This is a genomic window from Oerskovia sp. USHLN155 (assembly GCF_037145535.1).
In the GTDB taxonomy this organism is placed as follows: domain Bacteria; phylum Actinomycetota; class Actinomycetes; order Actinomycetales; family Cellulomonadaceae; genus Oerskovia; species Oerskovia rustica.
This window is the reverse complement of sequence record NZ_JBBCXG010000007.1, coordinates 249,651-265,393: the sequence shown is the minus strand read 5'-3', so window position 1 is coordinate 265,393 and position 15,743 is coordinate 249,651. Positions and strand designations below refer to the sequence as shown.

Here is a 15,743-nt window from a genome sequence, read left to right as displayed (position 1 = left end):
GGTGACGCCGTCGGGCCTAGGACCACTCCTGCAGGGGGCGGGTCGTCTCGAACCGCCGCTGCTTCCCGCTGAGCGGGTCGACGAACTCGATCGAGCGCGAGACGAGCTGGAGCGGGCGGCTGAAGTCGTCAGGGCGCACGTCGTAGAACGTCGGGTAGAAGTTGTCGTGCAGGATCGGCAGACCGAGCGAGTTCATGTGCAGCCGGAGCTGGTGGGTCTTGCCGGTGTGCGGCGTCAGACGGTAGAGGCCGAGCGTGCTGGGTTCCCCCTGACCTGGGTCGGCCGCGACCTCCCGGGTGTCCACGAGCTCGACGAGACTCTCGGAGTTCGGCTCGCCGGGCACCTCGAAGGCGCGCATGACGCCGCGCTCCTTGTGGATGCGGCTGCGCACGACGCGCGGGAGCTCGAGACCCGGGTCGACGCCCGCGACCGCCTCGTAGACCTTGGTCACGCGCCGCTCGGCGAAGAGCGTCTGGTACGGGCCGCGGACCTCGGGTCGTACGGTCAGCACGAGGACCCCGCCGGTCACGCGGTCGAGGCGGTGGGCGGGCGAGAGCTCGGGCAGCTCCAGGTCCCGGCGCAGCCGCACGAGGGCCGACTCCGCGATGAACGCCCCTCGCGGGATGCTCGCGAGGAAGTGCGGCTTGTCGACGACGACCAGGTCGTCGTCCTGGTACAGGATCTCGATCTCGAAAGGTACGCGCGTCTCGACGGGCGGGTCCCGGTAGAGGAACACGCGCGCGTGCTGCGCGAAGGCGGTCTCCGCGGTCACCGCCCGCCCCAGGTGGTCGACGACCTCGCCCGCGGCGACCTTCTCGCGCAGGCGCGGCTCGTCGTCGGGGAAGCGGTGGACCAGGTGGTCGAGGACGGTCTCCCAGCGGGGCGACCCCTCGCTGCCGTCCCCGTTCTCCGGCAGGACGACGCGCGTCGCGTTGAGCCCGTCCCGCACGGGCAGCGGCTGGAACGGGATCCGCCGGCGGCGCGGCGGGTCATGGGGGGTCGTCGGGGTGGGCACGGCCACCACGGTAGCCGTTGCCCCCGCGCTAGCCTCCGCGGTGGACCGGGGCGGCGCTCAGGGATGCACGACGACGTCGGCCCGGTCCCGGGTAGAGGCCACCAGCCGGGCGTTGGTCTCGTCGGAGCCGAGCACCCAGTCGCGCGCGGCGGCGGGCGTCCTGCCGTGACGGACGTGCCGGGCCACGAGCCGCTCGATCCGGGTCTCGTCGGGAAGCTCCACGAACCACGCCTCGTCGAGGAGTCCGCGGACCGCGTCCCAACGCCCCTCGTCGTCGCCCTCGCCGAGCAGCAGGTAGTTGCCCTCGGTCAGCACGAGCTCGACGCCGGGCGCCACGGGGATCGACCCGGCGACGGGCTCCTCGAGGTCCCGGTCGAACGCCGGGGCGTAGACCGTGACTCCCGGGCGCGGCGACCGGAGCCGTTCGAGGAGCGCCACATAGCCGTGCGCGTCGAACGTGTCCGGCGCGCCCTTCCGGTCGCGGCGCCCCAGTCGCCCGAGCTCGGCGTCGGCGAGGTGGAACCCGTCCATCGGCACGACGACGGCGCGCACCGCGGGCGCCTCGGAGACCGGGTGGGCGAGCGACGCGAGGACCTCGTCGGCGAGCGTCGACTTGCCGGCTCCCGGCGCACCCACGATCCCGACGAGCACCCGCACGGGACCGCCCGTCCTCTGCGCACGCCGGGCCGTGTCGACGAGTGATCGGCACCGCGCCACGAGGTCCGCCGTGACGTCACCCTCGACCAGGATCTGGTCACCCTCGTTCTGCACGCGTCACCCTCGGTCTCTCGTCTTGTCACCCTCGGCGGGTTCGCCCGTCACCCTCGGCGAGGTTGCGTCTCACCCTCGGCGGAGCAGGTTCGCGACCACGCCCGGCAGCGCCTCGGCCACGTCCAGGGCCGCGACCGGCCCGCCAGGGTTCGCCCGGGCGCCCGCCCACCCGTGGACCGTAGCAGCCGCAGCAGCGAGCTCTGCCGCCAGGCCGGGCTCCTGCACCACGCGCTCGCCGTACGCCGCCAGCAGGGCGCCCAGAAGGCCCGTGAGCACGTCTCCTGCCCCCGCCGTGGCGAGCCACGCGGGTCCGTCGGCCTGCGACCACGCCCCGTCCGGACCGACGACCACCGTCGCCGCCCCCTTGAGCAGCACGGTCGCGCCCGTGAGGTCGTGCGACCTGCGCGCCCAGCGCAACGGCTCGGCCTCGACCCCCTCGCGGTCGACGTCCTCGCCCCGAGCGCTCAGAAGGGTCGCGAGCTCGCCCGCGTGCGGCGTCAGGACGACCGACGGCGGGCAACGGTCCGGGAGCAACGACAGGGCTCCGGCGTCGACCACCGCGGGGACCCTCGGTCCGGTGACGTCCTCGGACAGCAACCCGCACGCGACCGCGAGCGCGTACCGGATCCGTTCGTGCTGCCCGGCGTCCGCGCTCCGCCCGCCACCCCCGTCCCCGCCGCCTTCCCGTGCGATCGGCCGATCCTCGGCCGCCGGGATCCCCGAACCGAGCGCCCAGGCCTGCACCCTGCCCTCGGCGGGCACCGCCTCGGGGCGTGCCGAGACGACGACGTGAGCGACGTCGTCGGGCCCGCGGTAGCGCACCATGCCTGCGCCCGCGCGGACCGCCGCCGTCACGGCCAGGACCGCGGCCCCCGGGAACGTGGGCGTGCCCGCGACGACGCCCAGGACACCGCGCGTGTACTTCTGGTCCGTCGGCCCGGGGACGGGCCACAGCCGAGCGACGTCCGCGCGCTCGAGGCGCCGCACCCGCGGTCCCGCCGCGCCGCCCACGTCCTCCAGCCCGACGTCGACGAGCGTCACGGCCCCGGCGAGATGCGTCGCCGGGGGCAGCAGCAGACCGGGCTTGAGCGCGCCGAACGTGACCGTCCGGTCGGCGCGGAGGACGGGCCCGGGGACCGAGCCGTCGTCGACCCCGGTGCCGCTCGGGGCGTCGACCGCGACGACCCAGGGGCCGGAGCCGGGCCCGGACCAGCCCGGAGACCGCCGCGACCGCTCGGCCACGAGCGCCCCGACCAGGTCCCCGGCCACACCTCGCAGCGCCCCGGTCGCGCCGATCCCGACCAGCCCGTCGACGACCACGTCGGCCGAGAGGACCGTGGCGACGACGTGCGACCAGGGCGCGCGCCCGGCCGGGGCCGCGAGGTCGATCACCCGCCCGCCCGCGCGACGCAGCGCGGCCAACCCCTCGGCGTGCGGATGCTCGCTCGTGCACACCGCCTCGACCACGACACCGCGCCGGGCCAGGTACGCCCCCGCGAACAGGGCGTCGCCGCCGTTGTTGCCCGATCCCACGAGGAGCACCGCCCGTCGTCCGGTGACCCGCCGAGGCCGCGCTGCGCCGTCGGGCGTCCTCCCGCGCGCGCCTCGCCGAAGGTCCTGCGCCACGACCGTCGCGAGCGCGAACGCAGCGCGCTCCATGAGCGGGACCCCGCGGGCGAGCAGCGGCTCCTCGGCGGCACGGACCTGGGCGGCGGTGAACGCTTCGATCATGGGCCCATCCTGCCCCGCTGCCACGCTCCCCGCCGGACCACCGGTGCACCCGGCACGACGCGCCCCCGACCCGCCGGGCTAGATTGGCGACCATGCGATTCGGACTCTTCATCCCGCAAGGCTGGCGTCAGGACCTCGTCGGCATCGACCCTTCCGAGCAGTGGGAGACCATGCGCTCCCTCGCGCGCCACGCGGACACCGCGCTGGCCGGCGAGCGCCTCCCGGGCGCGCGCCACGCGTGGGAGTCGGCGTGGGTCTACGACCACTTCCACACCGTGCCCGAACCCACGGGCGAGGCCACGCACGAGGCGTGGACGCTCATGGCCGCGTTCGCCGCCTCGACCGAGCGCGTACGCCTGGGCCAGATGTGCACGTGCATCGCGTACCGCAACCCCGCCTACCTCGCGAAGGTCGCGGCGACCGTCGACATCGTGAGCGGTGGCCGCACCGAGATGGGCATCGGCGCCGGCTGGTACGAGCACGAGTGGCGTGCGTACGGCTACGGCTTCCCGGGAGCCGGTGCGCGCCTGGGAGCGCTCGACGAGGGCGTGCAGGTCATGGAGCAGATGTGGCGCACGGGCTCGGCGACGCTCGACGGCACGTACTTCCAGGTCGACGGCGCGCTGTGCCACCCGCAGCCGCTCCAGGTCCTCGACGGCGTGGGACCGGAGGGCGCCGGCGCACCGAGCATCCCGCTGTGGATCGCGGGAGGCGGCGAGAAGAAGACGCTGCGCATCGCGGCCCGGCACGCGCAGTACACGAACTTCGACGGCCGGCTCGAGGGTTTCACGCACAAGTCGGAGGTGCTGCGCGGGCACTGCGAGGCGATCGGGCGCCCGTTCGACGAGATCACGCGCTCGTCCAACTACAACGTGGTCATCGGGGCGACCGAGGCCGACGTCGAGGACCGCCTCCGGTGGATCGGCGAGCACTACGCCAAGACCGTCCCCGCGAAGGCCGAGGAGACCGTGGCCGACTTCCGCTCGGGACCGCTCGTCGGCACGCCCGAGCAGATCGTCGAGAACCTGCAGAAGCTCGAGGGCGCGGGCATGACGTACGCGATCACGTACTTCGCCGAGGCCGCGTACGACCGCACCGGCATCGAGCTGTTCGAGCGCGAGGTGATCCCGGCCCTGCAGGGCTGAGCCGCTCCCTGGCCCGTCCCGGTGGGCGGGCCCGGTGCGCGGGCCCGGTGGGCGGGCCCGGTGGGCGGGCCCGGTGCCGAGCATGCGGTCGGCGTTCGTCTCGACGCGTTGCGCGACGCCCACCGCATGCTCGACCGACACGAACCGCATGCTCGACGGCGGACCCCCTCAGCCTTCTGCGACCACCATGGCCGACGCGATCCCGGCGTCGTGCGAGATCGACAGGTGGAAGGTCGCGATCCCCAGCTCCGTCGCCCGTGCCTGGACCGTCCCCGTGATCTCGACCTGGGGCGCTCCCCCGACGACGCGGTGCACCGTCGCGTCCTGCCAGCGCATGCCGCCGGGTGCACCGAGCGCCTTCGCGATGGCCTCCTTGGCGGCGAACCGGGCCGCGAGCGACGAGGCGGGCAGGTCCCGCTCGGCCGGGGTGAACAGCTTCTCGCGCAGGCGCGGCGTCCGTTCGAGCGTGTCCATGAACCGCGCGACGTCCACCACGTCGATACCCACCCCGATGATCATGCGCTCACCCTATGCGCTGGCCCGGGCGTACCGACGGCCGCGAGAACCTGGCGGACGGCCGGGTGCGCAGACCTGGCACACCTCGCACGGCGCCCGGCGGCAAGCCCAGGGCCGGCCCCGGCCAGCCCTGGACGACGGAAGCCCGCCGTGCGAGGGCACGGCGGGCTTCGGTCGGAGAGCGGGACGGTCGGCTACTCGACCGTGACCGACTTCGCGAGGTTGCGCGGCTGGTCGACGTCGAGCCCCTTGGCCGTGGCGAGGGCCATGGCGAAGATCTGCAGCGGGACGACCGCGAGCAGCGGCGAGAGCAGCGTGGGCGACTGCGGGATCCAGAAGATCTCGTCGGCGTACGGCAGCACCGCGTCGTCGCCGTCCTCGGCGATCACGAGCGTGCGTGCGCCGCGGGCGCGGATCTCCTGGATGTTGGAGACGACCTTGGAGTGCAGCGAGTCGCGTCCGCGCGGCGACGGCACGACGACGAAGACCGGCTGTCCCTCGTCGATGAGCGCGATGGGCCCGTGCTTGAGCTCGCCCGCGGCGAAGCCCTCGGCGTGGATGTAGGCGAGCTCCTTGAGCTTGAGCGCACCCTCGAGGGCGACGGGGAACCCGACGTGGCGCCCCAGGAAGAGCACCGACTTCGCGTCCTTCATGGAGCGGGCCACGGCGCTGACGTACTCGCCGCGCTCGATGACGGTCTGGATCTTGCGCGGCATCTCGCGCAGGTCGTCGAGGATCTCGCGGATCTCGTCGGGGAACTTGTTGCCGCGCAGCTGCGCGAGGTAGAGGCCCAGGAGGTAGGCCGCGGTGATCTGCGACAGGAACGCCTTGGTCGAGGCGACGGCGATCTCGGGCCCGGCATGCGTGTACAGGACGGCGTCGGACTCGCGCGGGATGGTCGACCCGTGCGTGTTGACGATCGAGATGACCTTGGCGCCCTGCTCACGGGCGTGGCGCACGGCCATGAGGGTGTCCATGGTCTCGCCGGACTGCGTGACGGCGACGACGAGCGTCTTCTCGTTCACGATCGGGTCGCGATACCGGAACTCGTGCGCGAGCTCGACCTCGACGGGGATGCGGCACCAGTGCTCGATCGCGTACTTGGCGACGTGCCCGGAGTAGGCGGCCGTGCCGCACGCCACGACGATGATCTTGTCGACGGTCCGCAGCACGGCCTCGTCGATGCGCAGGTCGTCGAGGACCAGGCGTCCCTCGGCGTCGGTGCGTCCGAGCAGGGTGTCCGCGACGGCCTGCGGCTGGTCGTGGATCTCCTTGTCCATGAAGGACGTGAAGCCGCCCTTCTCCGCCGCGGCCGCGTCCCAGTCGACCGTGAAGCGCGTCGCCTCGGCGGGCTTGCCGTGGAAGTCGACGACCTCGACGCTGTCGGGGGTGATGGTGACGATCTGGTCCTGGCCGAGCTCGAGCGCGTCCTTGGTCGACGCGATGAACGCGGCGACGTCGGAGCCGAGGAAGTTCTCGCCGTCTCCGAGCCCGACGACGAGCGGCGAGTCGTGCCGGGCGCCGACGACGGTGGTCGGGGCGTCCGCGTGGACGGCGAGCAGGGTGAACGTGCCTTCGAGCTGGCGCGCGACGTAGGCCATCGCCTCGGTCAGGTCCCCGGTGCGGCGGTACGCGCGGGCGAGGAGCTGGGCCGCGACCTCGGTGTCCGTCTCGGAGAGGAAGGTCGCGCCGTCGGCGAGCAGCTCCTCCTTGAGGACGGCAAAGTTTTCGACGATCCCGTTGTGGATCACGGCGAGGCGGCCCTCGTCCGCGACGTGCGGGTGCGCGTTGGTGTCGTTCGGCGCGCCGTGCGTGGCCCACCGCGTGTGCCCGATCGCCGCGGAGGCCGCGGGCAGCGGACGAGACTGGAGCTCGTCGACGAGCTTGACGAGCTTCCCGGACTTCTTGGCCGTCGCGACGTCCGTCCGGTCGGGCGCGACGAGCGCGACCCCGGCCGAGTCGTAGCCGCGGTACTCGAGCCTGCCGAGTCCTTCGAGGACGACGTCGAGGGGTCGCCCCGACGCTTCAAGGGGGCCTGCGTAACCCACGATTCCACACATGGTTTCGGAGTCTAGCCGGACGTTCTGGGGCCTTCGCAGCCGCGACATCTTGCGGTTCTTTGTTAGTGGTCCGGCCTGTTCGTGTTCACGGTGCGGCTCGGCGTCCGGCAGAATCGTCCGAGTGGTTCCTTCCTCCGACCTGCCCGTCCCTCCGCTCGAGGGTGCTCCCGCGACCGATCAGGACGCCTCGCCCGGTTCCGGACGCCTGCCCGACCTCTCGACGTCGTCCCCGTACGTCGACCTGGATCGCGCGGCGTGGAGCAGGCTCTCCGAGTCGACGCCGCTGCCGCTGACGGACGCCGACGTCGTCAAGCTCCGCGGGCTGGGCGACCCGATCGACCTGGCGGAGGTCGACGCGATCTACCGCCCCATCTCGCGGCTGCTCAACCTCTACGTGACGGCGACGAGCGGCCTGCACGAGGCCACCTCGACGTTCCTGCGCGAGAACTCGACCCGCACGCCGTACGTGATCGGGGTCGCGGGGTCGGTCGCGGTGGGCAAGTCGACGACGTCGCGCATCCTGCGCGAGATGCTCGCTCGCTGGCCCGAGACGCCTCGGGTCGAGCTCCTCACGACGGACGGCTTCCTGTACCCGAACGCCGAGCTCGCCCGTCGCGGCCTCATGGAGCGCAAGGGGTTTCCCGAGTCGTACGACCGGCGCGCACTCGTCCGGTTCCTGTCCCGCGTCAAGGCGGGCGCACCCGAGGTCCGCAGCCCGGTCTACGACCACCTGACCTACGACATCGTCCCGGGGGCCGAGACCGTCGTCCGCAGACCGGACGTCCTGATCGTGGAGGGCCTCAACGTCCTCCAGCCGGCCCGCCCGGGGCCGTCCGACGATCAGGCGGTCGCGGTGAGCGACTTCTTCGACTTCTCGATCTACGTCGACGCGCGTACGCGCAACATCCGCCAGTGGTACGTGGACCGGTTCCTGTCGCTGCGCCGGACGGCGTTCGCCCGCCCCGAGTCGTACTTCAAGCGCTACGCGACCCTCACGGACGAGGAGGCCGTCGAGAAGGCCAAGTCGATCTGGGACTCGATCAACGCGCCGAACCTCGAGGAGAACATCCTGCCGACGCGAGGTCGCGCGACGCTCGTGCTGACGAAGGGATCGGACCACTCGGTCCAGCGCGCCCGCCTGCGCAAGGTGTGAGCGGGGGCGGTCAGGAGGCGCGGCGGACGGCGTCCTGGTCGCCCTCGACGCCCGACGACGTCGCCACCGGCCGGGCGGCCGCCTCGCCGTGGATCGAGGTCGCCCCCGCTGCGTCCTGGGTGGCCTCTCGGACCGCTTCCCGGGCTCGGCGCCTGCGGGCCATGCTGTTCATGATCCGGTCGACGATCACGCCGGACAGCACTCCCATCACGACGCCGATGACCATGGCGAGCAGCGGCTGGTGCCCGAGCCACTGTGCCGCGACGAGGCCGATGAGCACGGAGTAGAGGGCCCAGGTCACGGCCGCCAGGCCCGAGTAGGCCATGAAGCGGCGGCGCGGGTACCCCACGGCACCTGCGGTCATGTTGACCGCGACACGGCCGATCGGGACGTAGCGCGCCGCCAGGATGAAGGCGGCGCCGCGGGCCTTGAGCGCCTGGTCGGCCCAGGCGACGGCCTTGCGTCCTCGGACGGTCCGGAGGAAGCGGATGCGTTCGGTGCCGATCCCGCGGCCCAACGAGTAGGCGATCTGGTCGCCCGTCCAGGCTCCCGCCGCGGCGATGACCAGGACGAGCAGGAGGTTCGGGTTCCCCGAGGCGCTGGCCGCGACGGCGAGCGTGATGACCACGGACTCGCTCGGGATCGGCGGGAAGAAGCCGTCGATCGTCGCGAAGGCGTACAGGGCGGGGTAGATCCATGCGGACGCCGCGAGTGCGAGGACCCAGATCTCCAGGTTCTCCAAGAAGGTCGAAACGGCCTCGATCACGGGTCCTCTGTTCGTCGGCTGGCGGGGCGGACCAGGCTGGTCACAGACGTCGTGTCGACGCCTGTGACCAGCCTACGGATACGGAGGCCCGACACCATCGGGGAAACCCCCCAGTCTGCCCTGATGTCGACCCCCACCTTCCGAGGACGATTCTGCCGGATCGTCAGGCCGGTCACGTCATCCTCCGGAAGGAGATCCACCCCTAGGGAGGTCCCCCGGAGGGATGCTGTGACGTCCTCCGGACGATGTGTTCCGCGCTCCCGGGCCATGGGGTCCGGGCCCAGGTCCCCGCGACGTCAGGGCAGCCGGAAACCCAGGACCTCTGACGCCTCGGCGGGGTCCGGGGTGCCGCCCCAGAACCGCATCATGTTGTCGTTCGAGGCGAGCGACCGCAGCTCCGCGTGGTCGAGGTAGAGCTCGCCCCGCAGGTGGTCGGTCTCGTGCTGGACGATCCGCGCGGGCCACCCCGTCAGGACGTCGTCCACCTGTCCGCCGAGCTCGTCCTGCCCGGTCAGGCGTACCGACCGGTGCCGCGCGACGACGGCCTGCCACCCGCTGACGCTCAGGCAGCCCTCGAAGAAGGCTCGCTGCTCGTCCCCCACCGGCGCGTAGGACGGGTTGACGAGCACCCGGAACGGCACGGGGTACCGCTCCCGCAGGTCCGCGTCCTCGGGGTCGGTGACGCCGGCGTCCTGGACCACGGCGACCGCGAGCCCGAGCCCGATCTGGGGGGCGGCGAGCCCGACCCCCGGGGCCGCGTGCATGGTCGTGCGCATCGCCTCGACCAGTCGGGGGAAGAGGTCCCCGAGCTGTCCGGTGTAGGGCGCGGCGGGACGTCGCAGGACGGGGTGCCCGGCCTGCACGATGGGGAGCACGCCGTCGTCGTACCGCGCGAGGTGCTCCGCGACCTGGTCCCTCAGCGACTCGTCGACGGGACCGGCGAAACCGGCCCCCGTCCCGGCAGCAGGTCGAGCCGTCACAGGGCCAGCCGGTCCCGGACGACGCCCGCGAGGGATTCGGCGACGGCGTCGGCCGTGGCCTGCGTCGCGGCCTCGACCATGACCCGCACGAGCGGCTCGGTGCCCGAGGAGCGCAGGACGACGCGCCCCGTCTCCCCCAGACGCGCCTCGGCGGCCGCGACGGCCTCCTGGAGCACCCCGTCGGTCGCAGCCCGGGCCTTGTCCACGCCGCGCACGTTGAGCAGCGTCTGGGGCAGCTTCGGCACGGCGCCCGCGAGGTCGGCCAGCTTGGCGCCCGACTGCTGGATGCGCGCGGCGAGCTGGAGCGCGGTCAGCACGCCGTCCCCCGTCGTCGCGAACTGGGACAGGATGATGTGCCCGGACTGCTCGCCACCGAGCGTGTAGCCCTTGGCGCGCATCTCCTCGAGCACGTAGCGGTCGCCGACCCCCGTCTGGACGGTGCGGATCCCGGCGTCGCGCATCGCGAGGATCAGTCCGAGGTTGCTCATGACGGTCACCACGAGGGTGTCGTCGGCGAGGCGGCCCTTCTCCTTCTCGGCGAGGGCGAGCACCCCCATGATCTGGTCGCCGTCCACCAGGACCCCGCGGTGGTCGACCGCGATGCAGCGGTCGGCGTCGCCGTCGAACGCCACGCCGAAGTCGGCCTCGGACGCCACGACGACGGCCTGGAGCTGCTCGGGATGGTTGGACCCGCACTTCTCGTTGATGTTGCGCCCGTCGGGGCTCGCGTTCATCACGACGACGTCGGCACCCGCCGCGCGCAGCGCCGCCGGGCCCACGTCGCTCGCGGCGCCGTTCGCGCAGTCGACCGCGATCCGCAGGCCGGAGAGGGGCAGGGCGTCGCCCGTCGCACCGATGCTCGAGATGAGGTGCTCGACGTAGTCGGCCCCGGCGCTCCCGGTGTCGCGGCGCACTCGACCGACCTCGGCGCCGAGCGGACGGTCCCACTCGGCGTGGAGCTGGCGCTCCATCTCGTCCTCGAGCGAGTCCTCGAGCTTGATGCCACCACGGGCCAGGAACTTGATGCCGTTGTCGGCCATCGGGTTGTGCGAGGCCGAGATCATGACGCCGAAGTCGACGTCGAGCGTGCTCGTGAGGAACGCGACGGCCGGGGTCGGCAGGACGCCGACGTCGAGCACGTTGACGCCTGCGCTCGCGAGGCCCGCGGTCACCGCGGCGCCCAGGAACTCGCCCGAGGCCCGGGGGTCCCTGCCGATCACGGCTCGCGGGCGGTGCCCGTCGGGTTGCCCGGTGCGTCCCAGCACGTTCGCAGCAGCCACGCCCAGGCCGAGCGCGAGCTCGGCCGTGACGTCCCTGTTCGCCAGCCCCCGCACGCCGTCGGTGCCGAACAGTCGTCCCATGAGTTTTCCTCCCTCAACGGGACGGTACAGGCCCCAGGGCCTGCCCCGCCCCCGCTGCGAGCCGACCGGTCCGGTCGCTCGTCAGCATCCCTGACAAAAGACGACGGCCCCGGTGGACTGTGTCCACCGGGGCCGTCGTGCGCAAGCGCTGGATCAGCGCTTGGAGTACTGCGGAGCCTTACGGGCCTTCTTGAGCCCGGCCTTCTTGCGCTCGACGACGCGTGCGTCGCGAGTCAGGAAGCCGGCCTTCTTGAGCGCCGGGCGGTTGTGCTCGGCGTCGACCTCGTTGAGCGCACGGGCGATGCCGAGGCGCAGGGCGCCGGCCTGGCCGGACGTGCCGCCACCGTTGATGCGGGCGATGACGTCGAAACGACCCTCGACGTCGACCAGCTTCAGCGGGGAGTTCACGAGCTGCTGGTGCACCTTGTTGGGGAAGTACCCCTCGAGGGTGCGGCCGTTGATCTTCCACTGGCCGGTGCCGGGCACCAGGCGCACGCGGGCGATGGCCTCCTTGCGACGGCCCAGGGCCTGCGCGGGGGCGGTGATGCTCTGGCCACGGCCCGTGGGGGCTGCGCTCTCAGAGGTGTAGTTGCTGGGGGTCTCTTCGTCCAGCACGTCGATGTCGACGGTGGTCTCGGCCACTGGTGTGTCCTCGCGTCCTAAGTTCTCGTCTACGAGCAGGCGGAGCCTACTGCGCGACCTGGGTGATCTCGAAAGTCTTCGGCTGCTGCGCGGCGTGCGGGTGCTCAGAGCCTGCGTAGACCTTGAGCTTGCCGAACTGGGCGCGGCCGAGCGAGGTCTTGGGGATCATGCCGCGGACGGCCTTCTCCACAGCACGCTCGGGGTGCTTCTCCAGCAGGTCGCTGTACGCGACCGCCCGAAGACCACCCGGGTAACCGGAGTGGGTGTAGGCAAGCTTCTGCTCGCGCTTGTTGCCGGTCAGGGCGACCTTGCCGGCGTTGATGACGATGACGAAGTCACCGCCGTCGACGTGCGGAGCAAAGGTGGCCTTGTGCTTGCCACGGAGCAGGGTCGCCACGTGGGTGGCGAGACGGCCCAGGACGACGTCGGTCGCGTCGATGACGTACCAGTCACGCTGGACGTCGCCGGGCTTCGGGGTGTACGTACGCACGGTCGTAGCCTTCGTTTCGTGTCTTCGGTGTCTTCGGCGCAGGAGCCTGCGTCCGACAAGTCGTTTGGCCTTCGGTTGACAGGTGTCCAGGTCACGGAGCGAGTGGGCGCACAAGTGACGAGATACCGAAGGGGAAGCACAACGACTCAACAGACTACCTGGACGGCCCATGCAGGGTCAAAACATGCTGCGTCACACCGAGGGTGATGTCGACCTCGGTGAGCAGCGTGCCCGACGGCGCACGCACGGGCGCCAGAGCGCCGGTTCAGGCGGTTGCCCGGTGGTTGTCGCGGGAGAGGCCGATGGACGCGCCTTCCCGAGGACGAGGATACGCGCCGGGGCGCAGGTCGGCGCACGCGTCGCACTGGAGCGTGCGCGCGACGCCCGCGCAGTCGGCGCAGAACAGGCGCAGCGTCTGGCAGCCCGGGTCGACGCAGTTCTCGTACTTGGCGGTCGCGCCGCCGCACTCGCTGCACGCGCCGAGCGGGACGGTCTCGGTCCCGAACTCGACGTGCATGCGCTCGTCGAACACGTAGAGCGACCCTTCCCACAGCCCTTGGTCGCCGAACGTCTCGCCGTAGCGCACGATCCCGCCGTCGAGCTGGTAGACCTCCTCGAAGCCGCGCGCGAGCATGAGCGAGGACAGGACCTCGCAGCGCACGCCGCCCGTGCAGTAGGTCACGACGGGGCGGCCCTTGAGGTCGTCGTACGCGCCCGAGTCGAGCTCGGCCACGAAGTCGCGGGTCGTCTCGACCGCCGGCACGACGGCGCCGCGGAACCTGCCGATCGCGGCCTCGAACGCGTTGCGGCCGTCGAAGAACACGACGTCGTCGCCGCGCTCGGCCACGAGCTCGTGCAGGGCCTCGGGGTCGAGGCGTGCGCCGCCGGCGACCACGCCGTCCTGGTCGACCGTGAGCTCGTCGGCCGCGCCGAAGCTCACGAGCTCGGGGCGCACCTTGACCGACAGGCGCGGGAAGTCACGGCCCGTGCCGTCCGACCACTTGACGTCGATCTCCGCGAACCCCGGGTACTGCTTGGTGGTCTTGACGTACTGCTTGAGGTTCTCGACCGTCCCGCCCAGCGTCGCGTTGATGCCGTGCTCGGAGACGATGACGCGTCCCGTCAGCCCCCACTGCTCCCCGAGGGAGCGTTGCCACAGCTGCACCGCGCGCGGGTCGGCGAGCGGTGTGAAGGCGTAGAAGAGGATGATCTTGGGGACGGCCATTGCTCCATTTTAGGAGCCCGACGGCGGCGCGCAGGTCGTGCTACCGGCCCGCCGCCGTGCGTGTGGTCTTCCTCACCGCCCACTCGCCGCGGGCCGGCCGGTCCGGCACCTGCCGGTCACCGCTGACGCTTGACCCGCTCGACGTCCCAGACCGGCTCGGGTGTCTCGACGACCCGCCCGTCCGAGCCGAACACCACGAACCGGTCGAAGCCGCGCGCGAACCACCGGTCGTGCGTGACGGCCAGAACCGTGCCCTCGAACGCCGCGAGCCCCGACTCGAGCGCCTCGGCCGAGTGCAGGTCGAGGTTGTCCGTGGGCTCGTCGAGCAGCAGGAGCGTCGCTCCCCCGAGCTCGAGCAGCAGGATCTGGAAGCGCGCCTGCTGCCCGCCGGACAGCGTCTCGAAACGCTGCTCGGCCTGACCGACGAGCTCGTAGCGGTCGAGCGCCTTGCTCGCCGGCTCCCGGCCCATGCCCGAGCGCGCGCCGTCGCCGCGGTGCAGGATCTCGAGCAGCGTCCGGCCCTCGAACTCGGGGTGCGCGTGGTTCTGCGCGAACCACCCGGGGCGCACGCGCGAGCCGAGCGCGGCCCGGCCCGTGTGCGCCACGGGTGGGACGACTGCTACGTCGCCCGAAGCACCAGATGTGCCCACGGCGCCCACGGCGTTCTCGGCGTTTTCGTAGACCGGACGGTGCTCGAGGTCCGGGTCCGACCCGCCGCGAGCCAGGAGCCGCATGAAGTGCGACTTGCCCGAACCGTTGGACCCCAGGATCGCGACGCGCTCCCCGAAGAAGACCTCGAGGTCGAACGGCTCCATGAGCCCGGTCAGCTCGAGCTGCTCGCACGTCACGGCCCGCTTGGCCGTGCGCCCGCCCGTGAGGCGGACCTTGACGTTCTGCTCGTGCGCCAGGACCTGCGGCGGCCCGGCCTCCTCGAACTTGCGCAGGCGCGTCTGGGCGGCCTGGTAGCGGCTCGCGAGCCCGTCGTTGAAGGCCGCCTTGTTCTTGAGGGTGTTGACGAGGTCCTTGAGCTTGGCGTGCTCCTCCTCCCAACGACGCAGGAGCTCCTCGAGCCGGCTGCGGCGGTCGGCGCGGGCCTCGGCATAGGTGCCGAAGCCGCCGCCGTGCACCCAGATCGTCCCACCCGCGGCCGTGGGCTCGACGGTCGCGACCTGGGTCGCGGTCCGCGCCAGGAGCTCGCGGTCGTGGCTGATGAACAGCACCGTCTTGGGCGAGGCCGCGAGCTTCTCCTCGAGCCAGCGCTTGGTCGGCACGTCGAGGTAGTTGTCCGGCTCGTCGAGGAGCAGGACCTCCTCGGGCCCCCGGAACAGCGCCGTGAGCACCAGTCGCTTCTGCTCGCCGCCGGACAGCGTGCGGACCTCGCGGAACTGCGCCTGCTCGAACGGGATCGACAGGACCTCGTCGGTGACCTTGTCCCACTCGGCCTCTGCCTCGTACCCACGGGCGTCGGCCCAGTCGGCGAGCGCCTGGGCGTAGCGCATCTGGGACGGGGTGTCGTCGACCGTCATGATGTCGAGCTCGGCCGCGGCGAGCTCGCGCGCGGCGTCGCGGATCGAGGGCTGCGCGAGGTCGACGAGCAGGTCGCGGACCGTGCGCTCGTCGTCGATCCGGCCGACGAACTGGCGCATCACGCCGAGCCCGCCGCTGCGCCCCACGGTGCCCCCGTGGGCGGACAGGTCGCCCGCGACGATGCGCAGGAGCGTCGTCTTGCCGGCGCCGTTGGGCCCGACGAGCGCGACCTTGGCCCCGTCCGCGACGCGCAGGGTCGCCCCGGCGAGGAGGGGGCGCCCGTCGGGCAGGAAGTAGCTGATGTCGCTGATGTCGATGTGACCCACGGGCTCATCCTCCCTGCCCGCGGCCCCTGTTGACG

The 15,743-nt window shown here is 72.2% G+C and carries 14 protein-coding genes; 2 read left to right on the top strand and 12 right to left on the bottom strand.

Annotated features, from left to right (window positions below):
- Nucleotides 1–16 precede the first annotated feature (16 nt).
- The 3 genes from WFH32_RS12305 to WFH32_RS12295 all read right to left on the bottom strand — a co-directional run bounded on the left by WFH32_RS12305 (nt 17) and on the right by WFH32_RS12295 (nt 3,517).
- Complete coding sequence (locus WFH32_RS12305; protein WP_318244063.1) at nt 17–1,015, bottom strand: pseudouridine synthase; 999 nt, start codon at nt 1,013–1,015, stop codon at nt 17–19.
- Between the two features lie 57 nt (nt 1,016–1,072).
- Nucleotides 1,073–1,786 (bottom strand): nucleoside/nucleotide kinase family protein, encoded by a 714-nt coding sequence (locus tag WFH32_RS12300; protein ID WP_442946333.1) that lies wholly within the window; start codon nt 1,784–1,786, stop codon nt 1,073–1,075.
- Between the two features lie 69 nt (nt 1,787–1,855).
- Nucleotides 1,856–3,517 carry a bifunctional ADP-dependent NAD(P)H-hydrate dehydratase/NAD(P)H-hydrate epimerase gene (locus WFH32_RS12295; RefSeq protein ID WP_336707648.1) on the bottom strand — a complete coding sequence of 554 codons (1,662 nt, stop codon included), beginning with the start codon at nt 3,515–3,517 and terminating at the stop codon, nt 1,856–1,858.
- 92 nt (nt 3,518–3,609) lie between these two features.
- Between WFH32_RS12295 and WFH32_RS12290 the strand changes: the two genes are divergently transcribed.
- Nucleotides 3,610–4,662: an LLM class F420-dependent oxidoreductase gene (locus WFH32_RS12290; RefSeq protein WP_191795927.1), complete on the top strand. Its 1,053-nt coding sequence runs from the start codon at nt 3,610–3,612 to the stop codon at nt 4,660–4,662.
- A gap of 168 nt (nt 4,663–4,830) precedes the next feature.
- Here the strand turns inward: WFH32_RS12290 and WFH32_RS12285 are convergent, their stop codons facing one another.
- Nucleotides 4,831–5,181, bottom strand: a complete 351-nt coding sequence (locus WFH32_RS12285; protein WP_138825510.1) for a holo-ACP synthase — start codon at nt 5,179–5,181, stop codon at nt 4,831–4,833.
- Nucleotides 5,182–5,372: 191 nt separating this feature from the next.
- The gene (gene glmS / locus WFH32_RS12280) at nt 5,373–7,238 is read right to left on the bottom strand and encodes a glutamine--fructose-6-phosphate transaminase (isomerizing) (protein ID WP_138825513.1); all 1,866 of its coding nucleotides are present in this window, start codon (nt 7,236–7,238) and stop codon (nt 5,373–5,375) included.
- A gap of 205 nt (nt 7,239–7,443) precedes the next feature.
- On the opposite strand from glmS, the gene coaA reads away from it, so the two are divergent.
- Nucleotides 7,444–8,391 carry a type I pantothenate kinase gene (gene coaA / locus WFH32_RS12275; protein WP_191795961.1) on the top strand — a complete coding sequence of 316 codons (948 nt, stop codon included), beginning with the start codon at nt 7,444–7,446 and terminating at the stop codon, nt 8,389–8,391.
- Between the two features lie 10 nt (nt 8,392–8,401).
- Here the strand turns inward: coaA and WFH32_RS12270 are convergent, their stop codons facing one another.
- The 7 genes from WFH32_RS12270 to WFH32_RS12240 form a co-directional block, all read right to left on the bottom strand.
- Nucleotides 8,402–9,157, bottom strand: a complete 756-nt coding sequence (locus WFH32_RS12270; protein ID WP_191795926.1) for a DedA family protein — start codon at nt 9,155–9,157, stop codon at nt 8,402–8,404.
- Between the two features lie 296 nt (nt 9,158–9,453).
- Nucleotides 9,454–10,137, bottom strand: coding sequence for a peptide deformylase (locus WFH32_RS12265; RefSeq protein ID WP_336707645.1), 684 nt, complete (start codon nt 10,135–10,137; stop codon nt 9,454–9,456).
- Nucleotides 10,134–11,498, bottom strand: a complete 1,365-nt coding sequence (gene glmM / locus WFH32_RS12260; protein WP_336707643.1) for a phosphoglucosamine mutase — start codon at nt 11,496–11,498, stop codon at nt 10,134–10,136. The genes WFH32_RS12265 and glmM overlap by 4 nt, the downstream gene beginning before the upstream one ends.
- 153 nt (nt 11,499–11,651) lie before the next feature.
- Nucleotides 11,652–12,140 carry a 30S ribosomal protein S9 gene (rpsI, locus tag WFH32_RS12255; RefSeq protein WP_036571959.1) on the bottom strand — a complete coding sequence of 163 codons (489 nt, stop codon included), beginning with the start codon at nt 12,138–12,140 and terminating at the stop codon, nt 11,652–11,654.
- Nucleotides 12,141–12,186: 46 nt separating this feature from the next.
- The gene (gene rplM, locus WFH32_RS12250; RefSeq protein WP_030151909.1) at nt 12,187–12,630 is read right to left on the bottom strand and encodes a 50S ribosomal protein L13; all 444 of its coding nucleotides are present in this window, start codon (nt 12,628–12,630) and stop codon (nt 12,187–12,189) included.
- A gap of 265 nt (nt 12,631–12,895) precedes the next feature.
- On the bottom strand, nt 12,896–13,855 hold the full coding sequence (gene trhO, locus WFH32_RS12245; protein ID WP_191795924.1) for an oxygen-dependent tRNA uridine(34) hydroxylase TrhO: 960 nt from the start codon (nt 13,853–13,855) through the stop codon (nt 12,896–12,898).
- 116 nt (nt 13,856–13,971) lie between these two features.
- The gene (locus WFH32_RS12240) at nt 13,972–15,708 is read right to left on the bottom strand and encodes an ABC-F family ATP-binding cassette domain-containing protein (protein WP_336707639.1); all 1,737 of its coding nucleotides are present in this window, start codon (nt 15,706–15,708) and stop codon (nt 13,972–13,974) included.
- Between the last annotated feature and the right edge of the window lie 35 nt (nt 15,709–15,743).

What these genes read in the sequence shown, in the direction of transcription:
- WFH32_RS12295 (WP_336707648.1), bottom strand. Translation starts at nt 3,517, where the DNA reads ATGATCGAAGCGTTCACCGCCGCCCAGGTCCGTGCCGCCGAGGAGCCG.
- WFH32_RS12290 (WP_191795927.1), top strand. Translation starts at nt 3,610, where the DNA reads ATGCGATTCGGACTCTTCATCCCGCAAGGCTGGCGTCAGGACCTCGTC.
- WFH32_RS12285 (WP_138825510.1), bottom strand. Translation starts at nt 5,181, where the DNA reads ATGATCATCGGGGTGGGTATCGACGTGGTGGACGTCGCGCGGTTCATG.
- glmS (WP_138825513.1), bottom strand. Translation starts at nt 7,238, where the DNA reads ATGTGTGGAATCGTGGGTTACGCAGGCCCCCTTGAAGCGTCGGGGCGA.
- glmM (WP_336707643.1), bottom strand. Translation starts at nt 11,498, where the DNA reads ATGGGACGACTGTTCGGCACCGACGGCGTGCGGGGGCTGGCGAACAGG.
- trhO (WP_191795924.1), bottom strand. Translation starts at nt 13,855, where the DNA reads ATGGCCGTCCCCAAGATCATCCTCTTCTACGCCTTCACACCGCTCGCC.